Raw genomic sequence first — 19,504 nt, 5'->3', positions numbered from 1 at the left:
GTCGTCGGCCGCGGGCCGCCCTCTCACGCGAAGGGACCCGGAGCGGTCCGAGCCGCCGCGGGTCCAGAATTCCCCCGATCCGCGTGACGGTGTCTCACTCCTCCGTCAGCCGCCGCATGCGGCCGCGACGAAGCGTGACCTGCCGGGCACCCGCGCGCACCAGCGCGCCCGCGCCCTCGAGCTGCGAGATCGTGCGCGACACGGTCTCCAGGGTGAGGCCGAGGTAGTCGGCGATGTCCCGGCGCGTCATCGGCAGCGCGACGCTCCCCGTGCTGCCGAGCCGCTCGCCCACCGCGAGCAGGAAGGCCGCCACCCGCTCCTGCGCCGAGCCGCGCCCGAGCAGGAGCATGTGGTGCTGCGCCTGACTGAGATCGCGCGTCGCCAAGCCCCAGAGCTGGACGGCCACCTCGGCGCGCGCGGCCGCGACCCGCTCGATCTGGCGGCGCCTGAAGACCACGACCCTGGTGTCGCAGATCGCCTCGGCCGTGTGGCCGCAGACCTCGCCCGGCTCGAAGCCGAACAGGTCGCCGGGCAGGTGGAAGCCGGTGATCTGGCGCCGGCCGTCGCCCAGGATCTTGTAGGTGCGCACCGCGCCGGTCATCACCTTGTAGACGAACTCGGCGTCCTCGTCCTCGCCGTAGATCTCCTCGTCACGGGCGAAGGTCGAGGGCGAGCCGATGAGCTCGGGGCAGCCGGCGAAGAGGTCACCGTCGTGCAGGCTGGGGCAGGAGGCGCTCTCGACCGCGCGGGGGTGCAGAGCTGCGGTGTCGAGTGCCATCGGTTCCGTCCTCGTCCTGATTGGATGAGGAGAGTGACCCGAAAGCGGGCGAGGCGACATTCCGGGCGGTCTCTTAAGCGCAAGCGCCTAAGGACATCCACCTAGGCGCGGAGGTGCCCTTCCGGCGCGCCTCGCCGCGGGAGCAGCCGCCACGAGGCCGCTCGGCCGGCTCGCGGCCGCCGGCTCCCTGCCGGCCGCCGAGGACGGCGGCGCGGAGGGGCTGCACTTCCCGTCCCGGCCGCTCCCGCGTGACGGCATCGAGGACCGACCCGTCGCTGGGCGGCAAGACCGGCTCGAAAACGATTGCGTCCGGCTCGGCCCCGTCAGGGATATTGCTCAGCAAGTGCAGCCAGCCATGCCGGCCGGTTCCTCCCGTGTCACACGCCTGCGCGGCGCCTGAGCGAAGCCCACATCCGCCATCCCGAAGGGATCAAGCGGATCACCAGCCCGCGCGGCGCCTGAGCGAAGCCCACATCCGCCATCCCGAAGGGATCAAGCGGATTTGGTAGCAGTCTCCCCCTCGCCATAGCCCGCCGCCGCCAGCCCCGTTTCGTTGCGCGCTCTTAACGCCGGCCTGAACTAAGCGAGCGGGCAGGGCACGATCTTTCATGTTCGCCCGAGCGCAATCTGTTGTAGAATGACGGCTCGGTCATGCTCGAAACTTGAGGTGTGCGATGACCACTTACATCATGCTGGCGAACTGGACTGATCAGGGCGCACGCTCGGCGTCCGACTCGCCCGCCCGGCTCGATGCTGCCAAGCGGCTGCTGGCGGACATGGGCGGAAACTTCAAGCAGTTTTTCCTGACCATGGGGGCTTACGATATCGTGGCGGTCTACGAGGCGCCGGACGACGCCGTGGCGGCTCGCTTCAGCCTGCAGCTTGGCATGCTCGGCAACATCCGGGCGCAGACCCTGAAAGCCTTCCCGGAGGCCGCCTACCGTCAGATCGTTCAGTCTCTCTCCTACGAGGAGCCGCCACGCTGGCGCGCCTGATCTGACCGGCTGTCGGCGCCTGAGACGAAGCAGGCCCCACCGCCGGCTTCGGCCGAGCGGACGGGGCCTTCTCCACCTCTGGTCTCCGTCGATCCGGGACGTTGCCCGGCCGCCTCGGGTTCTGCCTCCCAGCCCCGAAGTCATGAGGGCAGGGTAGGAGACAATCTTGAACCACCGGCTAAGGAGCGCGGTGAACGGCGCGGCAAGAAAGCTTGCCACGGCCTTGCCGCTCCCCACCATCCCCCCTCTTTCGAGGTCGGCCGTTCTCGGCCGGCGTCCGGGGCGACGGACCCCTTGATCGGCACGGCGGGTGTGAGCGTCACCGGCTCCGGCTCGGCCGAACCCCGCCGGCGCGCTGTCCGCTGGGGCGGCCAGCCGGGCAGGGGCCGCGGAAGTGATCGCCTCACGTGACGCCCATTCCAGCGGCAGCGCTCCCCTGAATTCGTTCAGCAACCGCTCATCTGGAACGGAGCAAAGTGTCATTCGACACAGCAAAGACACGATCATGCAAAGCATCATCTGTCAGCTGCCGGCCATCTCGTAGCACTTTGCATGCAACCGTGTCTCGTTGCCAGCAAATGACACCTGGGCGCAGGCAGGTCAGGCCGCGTGGCGCTGGCAAGTTGTTCAGCCACGCCTGAATGCCCCCTGAGGGGGGAGGAGACTGTTATGTTCAACCGATCTCTGACGGTGCTATCATCGCTCACCGTTGCTGCCCTGGTCCAGCTGACACCCGCCGTGTCGATCGGCAACGCTCAGGCCTCACCGCTTGGTGCGGCGGTGAGCCTGGCTGGGCAGACCGACACGGCCAGTCTGCACCAGGTGCAGTGGTACGGACACCATCGCCATCATCGACCCTACTGGGGCGGCTGGGGGTATCACCATCACCACCACTACCGCCCGGTGTGGGGCGGCTGGGGCCACCATCACTATCACCACGGTTGGGGCCACTACCGTCACCACGGTTGGGGTCACCACCGCTACTACTGAGCTGTGCGGGGCGGCTGCGCCGGGAGGCCGGCGCAGCCGTTCGGCCTGGCGCGTCCTGATCCCCGACCCGCAGGCGGACCACCGGCGGCAGGTGCGGCCGCCCGCAGCCCTCGCAAAGTCCGCCCGCACGCCGGAAGCAGATCACCACCGAGAGCTCGCGCCGGTCGATCGGGTCGAAGCCGCGGTGCTCGCGCCCGATCGGCATCCGCACAGCCCGCCGGCGCCGGTCCACGCTGTTCGCCAGCAAGGCGAGCGGCGACCTCTTCCGTTGCCCCTAACCCTGGGTACAGGCGCGGGGCGCGCGACGCCCCACGATCAGGCGCATCGCTTGTCGCTGCCGATCGTCATTCGCCTCTTCGCTGCATCCGCGCCATGCTCGTCCCCGGAATCAGCTCCGGCGACAGGGTCGGGAAGTTGCGGGTTGCCTTGCCCATCCACAGGTCGGCAATGGAGCCGATGTCGATGACCACGGCACCCGACCGCCTCAGGTCGCCGCCGTAGATCTTGCCGAGGAAGCCCGCGGCCAGGAGCCAGAGTTGGCCACGGCGGTTGCCGTGCCGAAGCAGCGCGCGAACTGCATCGTAGCGGTCGGGCCAATGGCGGCCGGCGATGATCTCCGCCCCGAGCACCGCGCCGTGGCTCTTCTCGCCCGGGACCTGGATCAGCTCCACGTGGCCGATGCGGTAATGGTGCTGCAAGGCCGTCGCGAGATCGGCGTGGCAGGTGACGATCCCGACCTGCGCCCGCCCCTCGATGAGGCGCGCGAGGCCGCCGCTCGAGGCGAGGACGAAGTGCATGTAGGGGTCGCAGAGCGTCCGATGCGGGGTGCTGGCCGGATCGAGCTCGGCAAGCTGGGCGAGCTTGCGCAAGGGGTTGATCGCCCAGATGAGGCTTCGGCCGGTCGCCTTGGCGTGGAGCTCCCGGGCCACATGCCGGCTGCAGACGCCGAGGCAATCCGCTTCGGCCAGGGCGGCATCGAAGCTGCCGAGCATCTCGGGCAGCCGCGGGTCGTGCGCGAAAGCCGTGTCGCGGAACCAGACCTCGGCCAGAGCCTCGCGGTTCTGACTGTACAAATCGGGATAGGTCGCCTCGTCGTCGCTGCCGAGCGTGATGTAGGCGGCCTCCCCATCACCCAGGCGCAGGACCAGATAGGGCGCCTCGGCGTCGAGGCAGCGGGCCGCCTCCTCGACGACGTCCTGCGGGCCGACCCTGCGGTAGGTCCCCTCGACACGGTCCAGCAGCGCGGTCAAGCCGGCCTCGTCGACCTCCCGCAACAGGCGGATCGTCTGCTCCGCGATTGCGACGTCGCGCCGGCTGGTCGGATCAGCAGCGAGAACGTCGCGCAGCAGCGCCTCTCCGGCTTGGGCTCGTCCGCAGCGGGCAAGGTGGATCGCCGCGGTCAGCTTGAGCGCGGGGAGCAGGTCGTGCTCCGCCAGGGCCTCTTCCGCGAAGGCGACGACGTCCTCGGATCGGCCCGCTTCGGCGCTCAGCGTGATGAGATCCCGCAGGCACAGGTGGCGGATCGCCGCGAGCGCGAGCCCGGCCCGCAGGACCTCCTCGGCGAGGGTGGCCTGCCCTGCGTCGCGGAGGCGGAGCGCCACCCGGTGAACGAGCCGGTGCGCGCCGGCCCGGGACGCGTCGTCGATTAGCGCGGCGATGGCGTCCGGGCCGGGCTGCGCCGCCAGGGCAGCGGCGCGGGCCTGCACCTCGCCGTCGCGCACGAACAGTCCGGGGTTCCTGCTCGCATCAAGCACGACGGTCCGGCTCAGACGCAGGGTGAGCTTGGAGAGATCCGGGTCCGGGTGGGGCAGCTTGGCGGTGAGAGCGAAGCCCCAGCGCTCGGAGCCGGCGCCGAAGATCGGCGTCAGATCAGGCCGCGGCACCTGCCTGTGGGCGAGGGGCACGATCCGGCCGTCGTAGCGGAGAACCGGGGCGAGATCGCTTCCCCAGCCCTCGATCTCCAGACATTCGCCCGTGATCTCGACGCGATCAATCGTCCCAAGGCTGGGCGATGACCGACGCGCGGAGCGAAGAAGGCGCGTCAGTCGGGGGAGGATCGAGCGCAACATCCGGATACAGTGGGGCGCCCCTGCTTGAGGGCGAGCGCTTCTCCGTCCAACGGGCCCGTGCGGTAGTCGAAGCAGCCCGTTGAGGCAAGCCCCGACGTCGGTCAAATGCTCCCCGGGACGAGCACGCAGCGGCGATGCCGGCAGCCGCGCATCCCGAGGCCGTCGGTCGCGTTGCGCATCCGAGTCGGGTAAGCGGCCGGCGAGAAGGATAGGCAGGAGGATCAAAGGTGATTGGTTATCGCGGTCGCGTTCTCGCCCTGGTCGCCGTCCTCCCCGCTCCCGCCCACGCGGCCTCGCCCTGGGAGGGGCTGTGGGCCGCGATGCAGGACCAGTGCGCCACCGCCAAGGCGGGCGTGGCCAACCCCGACATCACGGCGGTCAGGATCACGTCGGCCGAGGTCTTGGGCCACGACATGCGCTGCAAGCTCGTGAGCAAGCGCCCCCAGGGCGACGAGGTCGCGGTCACGATGCAGTGTGCCTCCGGCGCAGACCGCTGGACCCGCGCTGCCCAGTGGCAAGTCGGCGCAGGCGGCTCGATGCTGGTTCAGACCGAGGACGGGCAGAAGACGTTCTTCTATCGCTGCCGGTGACGCGGCGGCCCCGGGCGTGCCCTGATGGCGGGCACGGGCGCTTTCCGCCTCACCCACCCGCGCATCTCGTCGGTGGCGCTTGAGCCCGATCAACACCGCCCCGCGCCGCCGTGCCACACTCGCCGGTCCAGTCGGGCCGGGGAAGGCGGGGCCCCCACTCACCCTCGCCCTGGGCCGGTCCGCGCAAGCCGCCATGCAAGCGAGGTCCCATGGCGGGCTGTCGCCCGACGGTTGCGGCGGCCGAGCTCGCTGCGGGGCGGAGCCCGGGCGCTCGCTGCACCGACCGACCGCTGGATCGGGGATGTCATACGGGATCCGCTTGACCAAAGCGGATCCCGGATCAGGGGGTCGCTGCCGGTTCCGAAAGGGGTGCGGGCCGGAGGGCTCGGAGCTGAGATCGATCCCCGTTCGGACATGGCACTGGACAGGATCCCTGTCCGCCTCTGTCCATGCCGATCGATGGCAGATGTGTTGAGTTCGGGTCGGGCGACGACAAGCCAAGAGCTTGATAGAGATGGCGCTCCCAAGGGGACTCGAACCCCTGTTTTCGCCGTGAGAGGGCTTCTCTGGAGCCCATGTATGTCTACCGGCGCTCCAGTCTGCTGTTTGTTTCCAGCCTGTTAGCTCACAGCCGCCCGTGCTTGTGTATGGTTGTCCAACCCTGCATATTGGACATTCGTTGGACACGGATCAGGACACAGCCGCCATGGCCCGCACCGTCCGCGACGCAAACCTCGACAGCCGCACTGCCCGCGCCCGCCTGGAGCCGCGCGGCAAGCCCTACTTCCGCACTCTGGAGCCAGGCCTGCACCTCGGATACCGCCGGCTCGCGAGGGGCGCAGGCAAGTGGGTGGCGCGTCATTACGTTGGCGAGCGGGCCTATGAAGTCGAGACGCTCGCAACCGCCGACGACTTCTCCGACGCCGATGGGGTGGCGGTCCTCAACTTCCGACAGGCGCAGGAACTCGCCCGCGCCCGCATGGTCCAACGTGCGCATGCCGCGGCCGGCAAGACCGGCCCGCTGACCGTCCAGGACGCGGTCGAGGCCTACCTTGCGTTCCTAGACGCCAACCGGAAGTCCGGCCTCGACGCTCGCCACCGGGCCCAGGCCTTCATCTACCCACTCCTCGGCGACGTTGAGGTCGAAGCGTTGACCACCGCGAAGCTGTCCCGCTGGCTCACCGACCTCGCCAAGACACCGCCGCGGATCCGCACGAAGGCCGGGGCCGAGCAGCGCTACCGCGAGGTCCCGGACGACGACGAGAGCCGGCGGCGGCGGCGCTCGACCGCGAATCGCACGTTGACGGTGCTCAAGGCCGCGCTGAACCGGGCGTGGCGCGCCGGGCAGGTGTCCTCTGACGCCGCGTGGCGGCGCGTGGAGCCGTTCGAGAACGTGGACGCGACCCGCGTTCGGTATCTCACCGTCACCGAGGCGCAGCGGCTCATCAACGCCGCCGATCCCGACTTCCGAGTACTCGTGCAGGGCGCCCTGCAGACGGGAGCCCGGTATGGCGAACTCGTGGCGTTGCGCGTAGCCGACTTCAACCCCGACAGTGGCACTCTCTCGATCCGGCGCTCGAAATCGGGCAAGCCACGTCACATCGTTCTCACAGACGAGGGTGCGGCCTTCTTCGCCCGGCACGTCGCCGGCCGGGCCGGCAGCGACTTGATGTTCGTGAAGGCGAGCGGCGCTGCGTGGGGATCGTCCCACCAGCTGCGCCCGATGGCCGATGCCTGCCGGAACGGCCGCATCACGCCGTGGATCAGCTTCCACGGCCTGCGGCACACCTGGGCCTCGCTCGCCGTCATGAACAGCACGCCGCTGATGGTGGTCGCCCGGAACCTCGGGCACGCCGATACGAGGATGGTCGAGAAGCACTACGGCCACCTCGCCCCGTCCTACGTCGCCGAGGCGATCCGGGCAGGTGCGCCACGGTTTGGCGAAGTCGAGGCTGGGAACGTTGCGCCGCTACATATGACATCACGTCGATTTGTGTGAAGCGGGGGTCTGAATTTATGAAGCTAAAATTCTGCCCTTCCGGGTACATCATGCTCATCGACGTGTGTGACGATCTTTTTGAGAGGCTTATTGTAAGCTCATACGCCGATCGACCGGGCGATAGACCTGATAATAGATTTTTACCATTGCCATTTTTAATTGAGAGAAATACGGCATGCATGATGCTGATGATGTCATTTTACTCTGAACATGCTGAAGCTTATTATATGACCACCGGCGGTCAGCAAAAAATCCCACCCGAATTTTGGCGTGAGTCTGATCATATCGATTCTGTCACGTCCGGCATGACGCCTGACCATCTTAGCGGAGAGCCGGAATGGATATACATTCCACGCGAGCAATACAGAGCCTTGGTCGCCCTTTACGGAATGGACCGTTGCAGCGGCAAGCTTGAGCTTGAAACTGAGCCAACGTCTGAATCGCTGCGCCCCGGGCCTATGACGGCTCTCGACCTCCAGCGGGCGGTCGAGCTGCTCAGGATGCACCCGGACGCAAAAAATATGGCGCGCCCTGCCCAGAGAGAGTTTCTGCGCAAGAATTTTCCGGGAAGCCACATCCTAGACGACAATTTTCTTAGCATTTTCAAGCAGGTACCTATGAAACGGGGTCGCCCAAGAAAATCGGGCGAAAATTCTGTCGAAAAATAATCGACGCCAGAATTAAAGTAATTTTTTTGATATTGAAGTCGTGGATACTAGTCTGCGTTCCCAATAACTCGGGAAGGCTCAAATATGAGATCACTGACGATACCGGACTGGTGCGAGCGCCATAAGGTTTCGCGCGCACACTTCTACAACCTGCTGAAGGCCGGCAAGGCGCCACGGATCATGAAGATCGGCGCGGCGGTGCGCATCACCGAAGATGCGGATCGCGAGTGGTGCCGCGCGCGCGAAGATGATGCGGCGACATTTCCAAAGGACGGCCGTGCTGCGCGATGAATCGAAGCATCGAAGTCCGCCCGATCGTGGAACACCAGCCGGCCCCGAATGTAGCTTGCGCATTTGAAATAGCCTTTCATCTGCTCAACGCATTCAAAGCACATGGGCGAATGGTAAAGGGAACACCGCCCGTCTCGGCTAAGACTGAAACGGCCTAAGTAGAGGACAAGCTATGGACAACCTGAATGTTACGACGCCGGATGTTCGCGGCGAACGGGAACCTATGCCCGCCGGCCTACGGGATGCGTGCATCTGGGCCGTTTCGCACCGGGCCGAGATCGAGCGGCGCTGGCTGGCGGGAGGCAGGACCGCCTACCGCTTCCGCCAGGAGGCCGCGGCAGCGGAAGACGTGACCGACCGGCGGTGCCGCGGCGGTGCACGAACTGCTCCAACCCGCGACCCCGCCCCGGGTCCAGCGCCTCAACGCCGGGACCATCGGTGGCCCGCTCCTGCGGACCTAACTGGCGGCTGACCGCCAACCCGGCGCGCCTGGCAGGGCGCAACCGCGAAACCCAAAGAGAAGGCCCCGCAGCGCGCAAACGCGGCAGGGCCCAGGAAACAAACTATGGTTCGTTACAGTAGTTCGTGCGGACGCTCCGCGCAAGGCGGCGCCCCTGCGCCCTCTGCGCTGAACCCGCGCCCCGCGCCCTCGCCGCGCCGGCAGGCACCTCGCCCCGCGCCTCGCCCCGCGCCCTTGGCGCCGATGCCTCTGCCCGACCTCGACGTGGCCGCGCTCCGGCGGGCCCGCCTGATCCGGGCCGGGATCAGCCCCGTCGTCGCCGCGGCCCTGGCGCCGCTGGTCTTCGGGGAGGTGGCGCGATGACCGAGCCGAGCAACCGCCAGCAGCGCCGCCGCCTCGGCCGCCTCACCCAGCAGGCGAAGCGCCGCATTCTCCGACTGACGCGGGAGGCCGAGCAGTTCGTCGCGGCCGATGCGCGGTTCTTCCAACGCTTCCCGCACCGCGAGTTCCGCCTGCGCGCCATGGGCGCCGCCGAGCGCGAACTCGCCCAGAAGGAGCTTGGTGGACTTCCTAAAAAGGAAGGATACAGCCCTTACTATCTGGTGTGGAACTTGGTCACCGGATTTCGTCAGAAATTGCTGATTACGCTTCCTGATGGGACCGACGAGACTTCTTACACCGAGGAAGAGCTTAAGCAACTCTTCGAAAACCTGATCGCGCGCGACCCCAGGGTCCAGGCGATCACGGCCCAGCATCGCGCGATGGCGGACCTGTTGCGCGCCCGCCCGGCCGACCGCGACGGCGATCCCCGGTCCTGATGCTCCGCTGATCACGGTGTGATTGGGCGTATTGACAGTTTATCCAATTTAAACCTATGGAAATACAATGGAGATAGGCAATGAAACCCCCTATCGAAATCGCTAAGGACTTTATCGAGCGAGAATTTAATCCAGTTGTTGTCCCGTACGGTACTAAAAAAGCGACGGGCAAAGCATGGCAAAAACGCACCATCACGCTAGAGAATGTCGGTAAATACTTTAGTTCTGCGCAGAGCAACGTCGGTATCCAGATGGGCCCAAAATCCAAAGGCTTGACCGATGTAGATTTGGATTACATTGAGGCGGTCAAGGCCGCGCCTTACTTGCTGCCCGAGACAGATGCGATCTTCGGCAGAGAGTCCAAGCCGAGATCGCACTATCTCTACAGGACCAATCTATCCGAAACCTTCCAGGGTAAGGCCGAAGAGTTCAAAGACCCGGCCGGCGGCATGCTGGTCGAGTTGCGCATTGGCGGCGGCGGCAAGGGCGCGATGACGGTCGGGCCGGGTTCGGTTCATCCCGGGGGCGAGGTGATCCGCTGGGACAGGACCGGCGATCCGAGTTCCCCCGGCGGGGACGTGCTGCGCCGCTCGACGGTGGGCGTCGCGGTGGCGGCACTCCTGGCGCGCCACTACCCGGAGGCCGAGGCGGACCGCACCGCCCTGGCCCGCGCGGTCGGTGCACTCTGTAGGGGCGCAGGATTGCCGCAGGACGGCATCGACCGCCTGATAGGTGCCCTCTCGCCCACGCAGCCGGCGACGGGGCGGTGGAGGCCCGCCAGAGCGATTGCGGCTTGCCCCCCGAGGCCGGGGCGCCGGACCTCGCCGACCTCCTGTGCGACAGGCCGCCCGAACCCGACGAGCCTGCCGAGGCGGCCAAGGCGATCCGCGCGACGGTCGCCGCGCAGGCTATCGCGTGGATAGAAGATCTGGGCGCGGCCTGGGCGACCGGGACGAAGGCCACGAAGGCGAAGGCGCCCGCCGCGACGGCGAAGGCGCCCGCCGCGACGGCGGCCGGGGCCGATCCCTACCCGGAGAAAAACGCCTTCGAGCTTTATGGCGACAAGGCGTTGGGGCCGTGGCGGCCGAACCTGCCGGACCGGGCCGGCTTCCGCGGACGCTACCTCTCGGCCGTGGTCTCGGCCGAAGTCAGGGCCGTGTCCGAGAAGCGCGAGACCGGCCGGAACATTCAGTTGAACGTCTCCTCGCACAACCTCGGCCGCTACGTCGGCGCGGGCGCCCTCGACGCCGAGGACGTGAAGCGGTGGATGTACGCCGCCGCCGTGGCCTGCCGCTACGTCGAGACGAACGGCGAGGCGCAGGCGTGGGCGACGATCGAGAGCGGCTTGACGGCCGGGATGGCCAAGCCGCGCACCCCGCCGCCTCCCGCACCTCCGGGCGGCTATCATGACGCCCTGCTCGCCGAGATGAACGAGAAATACTGCGTCGTCATGGAGGGCGGCAAGACGCGCGTCCTCACCTTCAATTTAGAACACCAAGACGGGCATTCGCGGGAGGCTGCGAACTTCCTCTCATTCGAGGATTTTCGCAACTTCTACATCAACAAGACTGTCCGTATTTCCGAAGATAAGAAGAAAAAGCTAGGTCACTGGTGGCTTGAGCACCCGGATCGCCGGCAATACAATGGACTTATCTTCGAGCCGGAAAAAGGCCGCGAAGTCGATGGTCAGCTTAACCTCTGGCGCGGCTTCGCGATCCAGCCCCAGCCCGGCGATTGGACTCGGCTGAGGCGCCACATCCGGGAGGTACTGGCCGCCGGCGACGCCGAGGCCGACCGCTACATCATCGCCTGGTTAGCTTGGCTGCTCCAGAACCCGGGCCGGCGGGCCGAAGTGGCCCTTGTCTTCAAGGGCACCAAGGGCACCGGCAAGGGCACGCTCGGCAACGCTCTGTGCCGCATCCTGGGCCAGCACGCGACCCACATCTCGGATGCCGAGCACCTGTCCGGCCGCTTCAACGCGCACCTGCGCGATGCCTGCTTCCTCTTCGCCGATGAAGCCTACTGGCCCGGCGACAAGTCGGCGGAGGGCTCGCTCAAGCGGCTGATCACGGAGCCGGACCTGTTCATCGAAGGAAAGGGCCGAGACGGCGTGACAGTGCCGAACCGCCTCCACGTGCTGATGGCCAGCAACGAGGATTGGATCGTGCCGGCCGGCGCCGACGAGCGCCGCTTCGCGGTCTTCGCGGTGTCGGACGTGCACAAGCAGGACCCCGAGTGGTTCGGCCCCCTCTACGACGAGATGGAGGCCGGCGGGCTCGCGGCGATGCTGCATGACCTCCTCGCTTTCGACCTCAAGGGCTGGCACCCGCGCCAGGTAGTCCGCACCGCCGCCCTGGTCGAACAGCAGGAGCGGAGCCTCCGGCCGCTCGATGAATGGTGGGTGGAACTGCTCGAAACCGGCATTCTCGAAGGCGCAGACCCCCGCGAACCGAACCGCGCCGTCTCCACCGGATGGGACGAAGAGGTGCCGGCCGGCTTCAACACCCGCAGCAAGCGGCGGCGCGGGCTGTTCGATCAGGCCCGCGAGATGTCGCCGAAGCTGAAGACCGTGAGCGACAGACAGCTTGGCAGCTACTTGAAGAGCAAGGGCTGTTCGAACCACCGGAAGGTGATGCGCCGGCAGGGCTGGACCTTCCCGCCGCTCGCCCAACTCCGGGCGGAGTGGGAGGCGTTGTTCCCCGGCTGGCCGTGGGGGAGGGCCGTCGCCGAGTGGCACACCGCATCGGGATCGGATGACGACGCCGAGTGTCCGAACAAGCCCGGATCAGGGGTTGGAGACCCATTGTTCTAGGGCGTCTCTGCAAAGGGGTTCACACGGGCGGGGCGAGCCCCCACGTGGTCGGGATGCGACGCTTTGAACTGACCGACGCGCAGTGGGAGCAGATCGCTCCGCTGCTGCCGCCGCAGAAGCCACGCACGGGCCGGCCTGCAGAGGATCACCGCCAGGTGCTCAACGGCATGCTCTGGATCCTGCGCACGGGCGCGCCCTGGGAGGACTTGCCGGCGCGCTACGGGGCGGTTGGGACCGTGTCGAGCCGGTTCTACCGCTGGCGCAAGGCTGGCGTGTTCGACCGGGTGCTGCAGCGCCTGCAGGCGCAGGCGGACGCCTGCGGCGACCTCGACTGGGACCTGCACTTCGTGGACGCGACGGTGGTGCGCGCCCACCAGCACGCCGCCGGGGCACGCCGGTCCGGCGCCATCGGAGGGTGAGGGGACGGTCGAGGGCGTGGGCGAGGCGCTCGGGCGCAGCCAGGGCGGGTTCTCGACCAAGCTGCACCTGCGCGCCGAGGGCGGGGGCAAGCCGATGGCGGCCGTCCTCACGGCTGGCGAGCGGCACGAGCAGTTCGCGCTGGACGCGCTGATTGTGAGCGGGCGTTGGATCCTCCTCACTTGTGGGCCTGCAATTTTCCCCACCCTCCCGGCCGCCCCTGAGCCTCCTGTTTGAGGCGGGATGCCCGCGCGGCGGCCGTCTCACCGAAGCTGGTCCCCGTGGCGGGAGGGAGCGGCGCGGTGGTCAGCCTCGGGGAACTCATGACGATCCTGGACCTCCACCGGCAGGGCCTCTCGGTCACCGCCATCGCCCGCCAGCTCGGCCTCGACCGCAAGACCGTCGCCAAGTACATCGCCCGCGGCCTCGAGCCGCCCGTCTACGGACCGCGATCCCCCCGCGCGCGGGCCACCGACGCCTTCCTGCCCTACCTGCGCGAGCGCCTGGCCGCCTACCCGCAGCTTACGGCCGTCCGTCTCTGGCGCGAGTTGAAGGAGCGCGGCTTCGCAGGGGCCTACACCGCCGTGAAGCGAGCCGTGGCCCTGCTTCGCCCCTCAGCTCCTCTGCCTATCGAGCGCCGCTTCGAGACCCCGCCGGGCGAGCAGGCCCAGGTCGACCTCGCCCGCTTCGAGGTCGTCTTCGCCGACGAGCCGGGCGTGACCCGCATCGTCTGGCTGTTCGCGATGGTGCTGGGCCACTCGCGCTATCTCTGGGCCCGCTTCGTCGTCCACCAGGATCTGCAGACGGTCCTGCGCTGCCACATCGCCGCCTTCCAGGCCCTTGGAGGCGCCCCGCGCGAGATCCTCTACGACCGCATGAAGACCGCCGTGATCGGCGAGGATCCCGACGGCTTGGTCATCTATAACCGCAGCCTTCTCGATCTCGCGCGCCACTACGGGTTCCTGCCGCGCGCCTGCCGTCCCTACCGGGCCAAGACCAAGGGCAAGGTCGAGCGCCCGTTCCGCTACCTGCGCGAGGACTTCTTCCTCGCCCGCTCGTTCCGCAACCTCGACGACCTGAACGACCAGCTGCGGCACTGGCTCGACACCGTGGCCAACGCCCGCCGGCACGCCACGACCAAGCGGATCGTCGCCGACGCCTTCGCGGAGGAGCGCAGCCAGCTGCGGGCGCTGCCGCCCGTGCCCTACGAAGCCGTGCTCAGCCTGGAGCGGCGCGTCACCCACGAGGGCTTCGTCTCGGTGGCGGGCAATCTCTACAGCGTGCCCGACACCACCCGCCGCCGCGCCCTGGAGGTGCACGTGCTGGCCGATCAGATCCGCATCTACGAGGCGGGTGAGCTCGTTGCCTGCCACCTGCCCCTGGAAGGGCGTGGGCTGACGCAGGTCGATCCAGCCCATCGGCGGCCGCGATCTCCCCCGCCCGAGCCACGAGACCCTGCCGAGCCGGTGGTCGTCAGGCGCGCCGGCGACCAGGTCGCGCGTCGCCCGCTGGCCATCTACGACGCCGTAGCCCGCCAACTCGCGGGAGCCGGCGTGCCCAGGACCGACCGGGGAGACGCGGCATGAGCGGAACTGGCGAGCTGATCCCCCCACTGGTCGAGCGGATCAAGGCCACGCTGGTAGGGCTGAAGATGCCGCGCGCCCTGGAGATCGTCGACACCACCGTGCGGCGGCTGGAGCGCGGCGAACTCAGCGCGCTGGAGGCGGTCGATGCCCTGCTGAGCGAGGAGCTGAGCCTACGCGAGAGCCGGCGGGTGAAGACCGCGCTGGTGATGGCGCGGCTCTCGACGGTCAAGACGCTGTCGGGCTTCGACTTCGCCTTCCAGCCCTCGCTCGACCGCACCCGCATCCTGGCCCTGGCCGAGCTGGGCTTCGTGGACCGCTGCGAGGTGCTGCACTTCCTCGGCCCGCCCGGCACCGGCAAGAGCCACTTGGCGGTGGCCCTCGGGGTCGAGGCGGTGAAGGCGGGCCGCAGCGTGTACTTCACCACCCTGGCCGACCTTGTGGGAACGCTGGCGCGGGCCGAGCGGGAAGGAACGTTGCGCGAGAAGATCCGCTACTTCTGCCGGCCGGCGCTGCTGATCGTGGACGAGATCGGCTACCTGCCGGTGGTGCCGGGCGGGGGCAACCTGTTCTTCCAGCTCGTCAACGCGCGCTACGAGCGGGGCGCGATGGTCCTGACCTCGAACCGCGGCTTTGCAGAGTGGGGGGAGGTGTTCGGCGATCCGGTGGTGGCGACCGCGCTGCTGGACCGGTTGCTTCACCACGCCGTGGTGGTGCAGATCGAGGGCTCAAGCTACCGGCTGCGCCAGCACACCGCGCTCATGCCCGAGCACATCCGCTCGAAGGCAGCCCTGCAGGCTCCGCCGCTCGCCCCGCCTCCGCGTCGGCGCGGACGCCCGCCCAAGAATGGAGGTGCTCACCTCGGCATCGCCTGACCGCCGAGCCCGCCGATCTGAGGAAAATTGCGCGCCCGAAATTGCGGAAGGTTCGAAGCCCGTTGACACTGATGGACAAGGGCGCGGTGCGGCGGCCGGGGCGGGGCCGCCCCCGCCTGCGTCCGCGCCGGGCGGCGGGCGACCGAGGCTACTCCAGCCCACCCGCCCGCCGCCGGCTCAAGCAGCGGCGGGTCGAGCCGGTGATCCCGACCCGCAAGGATCAGCCGCGTCAGCCCGACTTCGACAAGGTCGCCTATCGGGAACGCAACAGGGTCGAGCGGCTGATCAACCGGCTCAAGCAGTATCGCCGCATCGCCACCCGCTACGAGAAGCGCGCCACCAACTACCTCGCCATGGTCACGCTCGGCATGACCATGCTTTGGCTCACGTGAGTTTGCAGAGACGCCCTAGATCGCGATGTCGAACGCCGAACATTTTTGGCTCGCTAAGCCATTGATATTCCTGGTTAGTTCTATTGTTCGACGTGTTCAACATTTCGTGCTCAGTTCGCCAGGAAAAATTTTTCGCGGTGGTTCGAGCCCCACCTCCGCCCTGTGCGGCGCGCCATTGTACCTCTTACCCCCTTTTATCTAGAACAAGTAGAACAGTAGAACACGATAGCTGGATCAATGGGTTAGGGTGTTCGACATTGTTCAACGTGTTCGACAACAACCTATGGCCCGCCTCACACGGACCCGGCGACAATGCTTGGGTTCAAGCGGTCGTCGCAACACCATCTTGCACGGCAGCCAGCACAGCGTCGAGCGCCTCTGCCGGCGTCTTCCAGTTCAGCGTCTTGCGCGGTCTGCTGTTGAGGGCTGCGGCCACAGCAGCAAGATCGTTCGCGCTGTGGGCGCTCAGATCCGTTCCTTTCGGGAAGTACTGTCGCAGTAACCCGTTCGTATTCTCGTTCGTCCCCCGCTGCCAGGGTGAGCGTGGATCGCAGAAGTAGACCTGCAGACCCGCGTCGATCCGCAAGCGCGCGTGCTCGGCCATCTCGGTACCCTGGTCCCAGGTCAACGAGCGCCGCAGCTGCTCGGGCAAGCGCGCGATCGTGCCGGCGATCGCCTCGCGCACCGCCTGGGCCCCGTGCCCCGCCAGCGCCGGGCCGTTCTTCGCACGCGGTGTCACCCCATGGCCGTCCATCGGCGGAAGATGCAGCAGCATCGTAAAGCGCGTCGTGCGCTCGACCAGGGTCCCGATCGCCGAACTCTTCAGACCCAGGATCAGATCTCCTTCCCAGTGCCCCGGCACCGCGCGGTCCTCCACCTCGGGCGGACGCTCGCTGATGAGCACCTCGGGGGTGACGAACGACCTGCCTCGGCCCAGGCTGCGGGCCCGCGGCACACGCAAAGCCCGTCCTGTGCGAAGACACGCGGTCAGCTCACGCTTCAGCGCGCCCCGGCCCTGGATGTAGAGCGCCTGATAGATCGCCTCGTGACTGATGCGCATCGTCGTATCGCCCGGAAAGTCGAGCCGTAGGCGCTCGGCGATCTGCTGCGGACTCCAGGATCGACCCCATCGGCGGCTCTGGCGTCGCCCGTGCCGCCGTCCCTTCCAGGCAACGCTAGGGCCAGGCAGAGCGCTCCCGCCCGGTGTCGCGACAGTTCCGGCGAGCCGCTCCTGCACGTACGTCCGCAGCGCTGCGTTCCCCGCCAGTTTTGCTGGCTTGGGCCGGCGTGCCGCGCGTTCAGCGTGCCACTGCGCGGTCGTGGCGCGATAGTCCAGGCCGCCACTGCGGGTCGCCGCATTGCGGCGCAATTCCCGCGAGATGGTCGACGCCGCCCGTCCCAGACGCCGAGCGACGTCCCGGACCCCGTGACCTTGCGCTTGTAGGATCGCGATCTCCTCCCGCTCAGCCAACGACAGGTAGCGCGCAGAAGGCGACTTGGATGATGGTGACAGGTGGGAAGGTGCCATTCCGCCTGCTGTCCGGAACCACCGCGAGCCGACCGGTGGCGAGATCCCGAGCTTCATCGCTGCGACCTCGCTGGAGAGACCCTGCGCGAGGAACGCCCAGAACCCCCGCCACGTCTCGCGCAGACCGACCCCGGGACGACCCGGTGACCGCAGCTTCTCGCGAAGTGCCCGATCCGAACGCCGCCGACCTGCCATCACAACCGCCCTCCGCCAAGCCGTTGCGACGACCACTTGAATCCACCATGAGTCCCGCAGCGGCGGAAGGGCGCGGCGGAGGCGAGCTACGAGGCCCGGCGAGGTTGGCGGAGCGTGGCTGCCCGCTCGAATTCGTCGGCGAGAGGCCGGAAGGGGCCTGCGGCCGGCGGCGACTGGCGCGGGGCGAGAGGCCGCTCCTGGGTCGGAAAGCGGCACGTCCGCGCCTTCACACTCGAAGAAAAAATTTCTAGGCGCCTCGACCGCGAGGCCGAGCTTCCGCGCCAAGAGCGCGGAGCGAGTGACCGGAGCCGGCGAGGCCACCGCCATGTCCGGCGCATAGCCCACCGCATGAATAGACCCCGCTGGTGCCTGGACATTCGGCCGAGCCGGGATCAGCCGCGCGCCTCGACCAGGGCAGCGGGCCCTCGCGCCTCGACCAAGGCCGCGAGGTTGGTCCGTGGCGGCCGTTCCGCCCCCGGCAGGTGCGGATCCCCTACCGCGGCAGGCTCCGCGGCCGTTCTGCGCGGTCCTGGCGCCTCGACCAGCGGCCTCGACCAGGGCGGCGAGCCCTCGACACCTCGACCGGCGGCCCTCGACCTCGACCCCGCCGCGGTTTACCCGCTCTGCCCATCTTATCACGCTGCTCAACAAACGGTGAGCAAAGCGAGCAGGGGCCATGACCGCCGGCAAGTTCGTAACCTACGTGAGGGTGAGCACGGCGAAGCAGGGCCGCTCCGGGCTTGGCCTGGACGCGCAGCGCGAGGCGGTCGCGCGCTACCTCGGCGAGGCCCGCAGGCACGTCGTCGGCGAGTTCATCGAAGTGGAGAGCGGCAAGCGCGCGGACCGGCCGGAACTCGCCAAGGCGATCGACGCCTGCCGCCTCTACAGGGCGAAGCTGATCGTCGCCAAGCTCGACCGCCTCTCGCGCGATCCGGGCTTCCTGCGCGACCTGGAGCGATCGGGCGTGGACTTCGTGGCCGCCGACATGCCGGACGCGAACCGGCTCACGGTCGGCATCATGGCCCTGATCGCGGAGCACGAGCGCGAGGCGATCAGCACCCGCACCAAGGCCGCCCTGGCCGCCGCCAAGGCCCGCGGGACCAAGATGGGCGGGTTCCCGGGGCCGGACCTTCACCGAGGCGGATCACGGGGCCGCCAGGGCCGGCAGGAAGGCCAGGGGCGACCGCAACGCGGCGCGCGTCGCGCCGGTCCTCGCGGAGCTTCGCGCGGCTGGTGTCACCTCGACCAACGGCATCGCCCGCGCCCCCACCGAGCGCGGCATCCCGACCGCGCAGGGGGCGGCCCGCTGTACCCCGACCGCGGTGCGTCGGGTGTTGAACCGCCTGCCCGCCGCCTGAGGCCCGCGGCAGGCTCCGATGCTGGCTGGAGATGGGCGTTCTGCCTCTGACGGTAACCCCCTAACCCGCCCGGCAGGCTCCGCGGGCTTCCTGGAGCTTCTTAGTGGATCAAGTCTGACGTTTGATACCCACGCACGAGTTCCGCTACGGGTGGAGCCTGTGTGAAAACGCGGAGGCGGTAGAAGGATTTTCCCTCGGACGCCCTGGCCAGTGCCGGAATAGGCATCTTGTCGGCCTCTGGGGCGGCGTTTGGCGGCCTGGAGTGTCTGCCACAGAGAAGATTGTTCTACGTTTTCAGCATCTGCCCGCGTTTTCACACAGCCTCGGTGGAAAGCGGGCATGCGCAGGGCCTCTGATAGGGTCGTGCCCGCAGCCTCGATCAGTTGAAGAGGTTCGCACGCGCCGGGCAGGTCGTTGTGTTATGGTTGTGCTCGTCGCGATGCTGGCGCGTGATGACCTGGGCTTTTGGTTGCTAGGGTACAGGCTCGTAGAGTTAGCGGAGGTTGGTCGCCTGAGTCAACCAGATATTACTCAATTATAGGGCGGCGCTACGATTAAAAGAACCAAACGGATAAGGCAAAAAATAGATGAACCGACGATCGTTGCTCTCGTTTACGGGCCTAGCAGGCTTGGGCATTTGGCCGGGGCTGGTTTTTGGCCAACAGGGGCGATCTAAAATATTGCGG

At 67.8% G+C, this 19,504-nt stretch carries 15 protein-coding genes and 2 pseudogenes; 14 read left to right on the top strand and 3 right to left on the bottom strand.

Annotated features, from left to right (window positions below):
* Positions 1-94 precede the first annotated feature (94 nt).
* Positions 95-778, bottom strand: a complete 684-nt coding sequence (locus tag QA634_RS34970) for a helix-turn-helix domain-containing protein (protein WP_012336534.1) — start codon at positions 776-778, stop codon at positions 95-97.
* Between the two features lie 674 nt (positions 779-1,452).
* On the opposite strand from QA634_RS34970, the gene QA634_RS34965 reads away from it, so the two are divergent.
* Both QA634_RS34965 and QA634_RS34960 read left to right on the top strand, forming a co-directional pair.
* Positions 1,453-1,773, top strand: coding sequence for a GYD domain-containing protein (locus tag QA634_RS34965; protein WP_012336533.1), 321 nt, complete (start codon positions 1,453-1,455; stop codon positions 1,771-1,773).
* A 669-nt stretch (positions 1,774-2,442) separates the two neighbouring features.
* Complete coding sequence (locus tag QA634_RS34960; RefSeq protein WP_083784784.1) at positions 2,443-2,763, top strand: hypothetical protein; 321 nt, start codon at positions 2,443-2,445, stop codon at positions 2,761-2,763.
* Positions 2,764-3,107: 344 nt separating this feature from the next.
* Here QA634_RS34960 and QA634_RS34955 read toward each other — a convergent pair whose 3' ends face one another.
* Positions 3,108-4,832 (bottom strand): hypothetical protein, encoded by a 1,725-nt coding sequence (locus tag QA634_RS34955; protein WP_012336532.1) that lies wholly within the window; start codon positions 4,830-4,832, stop codon positions 3,108-3,110.
* A gap of 227 nt (positions 4,833-5,059) precedes the next feature.
* On the opposite strand from QA634_RS34955, the gene QA634_RS34950 reads away from it, so the two are divergent.
* The 11 genes and pseudogenes from QA634_RS34950 to QA634_RS34900 all read left to right on the top strand — a co-directional run.
* A complete protein-coding gene (locus QA634_RS34950; RefSeq protein WP_043701943.1) occupies positions 5,060-5,422 on the top strand; it encodes a hypothetical protein in 363 nt (120 codons plus the stop codon).
* Between the two features lie 706 nt (positions 5,423-6,128).
* Positions 6,129-7,421: a tyrosine-type recombinase/integrase gene (locus QA634_RS34945; RefSeq protein WP_012336530.1), complete on the top strand. Its 1,293-nt coding sequence runs from the start codon at positions 6,129-6,131 to the stop codon at positions 7,419-7,421.
* 50 nt (positions 7,422-7,471) lie between these two features.
* Entirely contained in the window at positions 7,472-8,089 is a 618-nt protein-coding gene (locus QA634_RS34940) for a hypothetical protein (protein ID WP_150108788.1), read from the top strand.
* 84 nt (positions 8,090-8,173) lie between these two features.
* Positions 8,174-8,380 (top strand): helix-turn-helix transcriptional regulator, encoded by a 207-nt coding sequence (locus tag QA634_RS34935; protein WP_012336529.1) that lies wholly within the window; start codon positions 8,174-8,176, stop codon positions 8,378-8,380.
* Positions 8,381-9,199: 819 nt separating this feature from the next.
* The gene (locus QA634_RS34930; protein ID WP_012336527.1) at positions 9,200-9,658 is read left to right on the top strand and encodes a hypothetical protein; all 459 of its coding nucleotides are present in this window, start codon (positions 9,200-9,202) and stop codon (positions 9,656-9,658) included.
* Between the two features lie 80 nt (positions 9,659-9,738).
* On the top strand, positions 9,739-10,581 hold the full coding sequence (locus QA634_RS34925) for a bifunctional DNA primase/polymerase (RefSeq protein ID WP_083784783.1): 843 nt from the start codon (positions 9,739-9,741) through the stop codon (positions 10,579-10,581).
* The gene (locus tag QA634_RS34920; protein ID WP_265576673.1) at positions 10,491-12,470 is read left to right on the top strand and encodes a primase-helicase family protein; all 1,980 of its coding nucleotides are present in this window, start codon (positions 10,491-10,493) and stop codon (positions 12,468-12,470) included. The genes QA634_RS34925 and QA634_RS34920 overlap by 91 nt, the downstream gene beginning before the upstream one ends.
* A 53-nt stretch (positions 12,471-12,523) precedes the next feature.
* Positions 12,524-13,052 (top strand): annotated as a pseudogene (locus tag QA634_RS34915) (IS5 family transposase); the annotation flags it as partial.
* Between the two features lie 137 nt (positions 13,053-13,189).
* Positions 13,190-14,473, top strand: a complete 1,284-nt coding sequence (gene istA, locus QA634_RS34910; protein WP_012290058.1) for an IS21-like element ISMtsp8 family transposase — start codon at positions 13,190-13,192, stop codon at positions 14,471-14,473.
* Positions 14,470-15,345: an IS21-like element ISMtsp8 family helper ATPase IstB gene (gene istB / locus QA634_RS34905; RefSeq protein WP_012290057.1), complete on the top strand. Its 876-nt coding sequence runs from the start codon at positions 14,470-14,472 to the stop codon at positions 15,343-15,345. The genes istA and istB overlap by 4 nt, the downstream gene beginning before the upstream one ends.
* A gap of 68 nt (positions 15,346-15,413) precedes the next feature.
* Positions 15,414-15,737 (top strand): annotated as a pseudogene (locus QA634_RS34900) (transposase); the annotation flags it as partial.
* Positions 15,738-16,059: 322 nt separating this feature from the next.
* Here the strand turns inward: QA634_RS34900 and QA634_RS34895 are convergent.
* Positions 16,060-17,460, bottom strand: a complete 1,401-nt coding sequence (locus QA634_RS34895; RefSeq protein ID WP_012336525.1) for an IS30-like element ISMtsp4 family transposase — start codon at positions 17,458-17,460, stop codon at positions 16,060-16,062.
* Positions 17,461-18,136: 676 nt separating this feature from the next.
* Between QA634_RS34895 and QA634_RS34890 the strand changes: the two genes are divergently transcribed.
* Positions 18,137-18,868, top strand: coding sequence for a recombinase family protein (locus tag QA634_RS34890; RefSeq protein WP_012336524.1), 732 nt, complete (start codon positions 18,137-18,139; stop codon positions 18,866-18,868).
* Positions 18,869-19,504 lie beyond the last annotated feature (636 nt).

The sequence above is a fragment of the Methylobacterium sp. CB376 genome, assembly GCF_029714205.1.
Classification (GTDB): Bacteria; Pseudomonadota; Alphaproteobacteria; order Rhizobiales; family Beijerinckiaceae; genus Methylobacterium.
Note: the sequence above shows the minus strand (reverse complement) of the source record. Positions and strands in the feature narration are given on the sequence as shown.

Bases quoted from the DNA above. Each gene is read 5' to 3' on its own strand.
- QA634_RS34940 (WP_150108788.1), top strand. From the start codon at position 7,472: ATGCTCATCGACGTGTGTGACGATCTTTTTGAGAGGCTTATTGTAAGC.
- QA634_RS34945 (WP_012336530.1), top strand. From the start codon at position 6,129: ATGGCCCGCACCGTCCGCGACGCAAACCTCGACAGCCGCACTGCCCGC.
- QA634_RS34965 (WP_012336533.1), top strand. From the start codon at position 1,453: ATGACCACTTACATCATGCTGGCGAACTGGACTGATCAGGGCGCACGC.
- QA634_RS34935 (WP_012336529.1), top strand. From the start codon at position 8,174: ATGAGATCACTGACGATACCGGACTGGTGCGAGCGCCATAAGGTTTCG.
- QA634_RS34960 (WP_083784784.1), top strand. From the start codon at position 2,443: ATGTTCAACCGATCTCTGACGGTGCTATCATCGCTCACCGTTGCTGCC.
- QA634_RS34970 (WP_012336534.1), bottom strand. From the start codon at position 778: ATGGCACTCGACACCGCAGCTCTGCACCCCCGCGCGGTCGAGAGCGCC.
- QA634_RS34895 (WP_012336525.1), bottom strand. From the start codon at position 17,460: ATGGCAGGTCGGCGGCGTTCGGATCGGGCACTTCGCGAGAAGCTGCGG.
- QA634_RS34955 (WP_012336532.1), bottom strand. From the start codon at position 4,832: ATGTTGCGCTCGATCCTCCCCCGACTGACGCGCCTTCTTCGCTCCGCG.
- istB (WP_012290057.1), top strand. From the start codon at position 14,470: ATGAGCGGAACTGGCGAGCTGATCCCCCCACTGGTCGAGCGGATCAAG.
- QA634_RS34930 (WP_012336527.1), top strand. From the start codon at position 9,200: ATGACCGAGCCGAGCAACCGCCAGCAGCGCCGCCGCCTCGGCCGCCTC.
- QA634_RS34925 (WP_083784783.1), top strand. From the start codon at position 9,739: ATGAAACCCCCTATCGAAATCGCTAAGGACTTTATCGAGCGAGAATTT.
- QA634_RS34890 (WP_012336524.1), top strand. From the start codon at position 18,137: ATGACCGCCGGCAAGTTCGTAACCTACGTGAGGGTGAGCACGGCGAAG.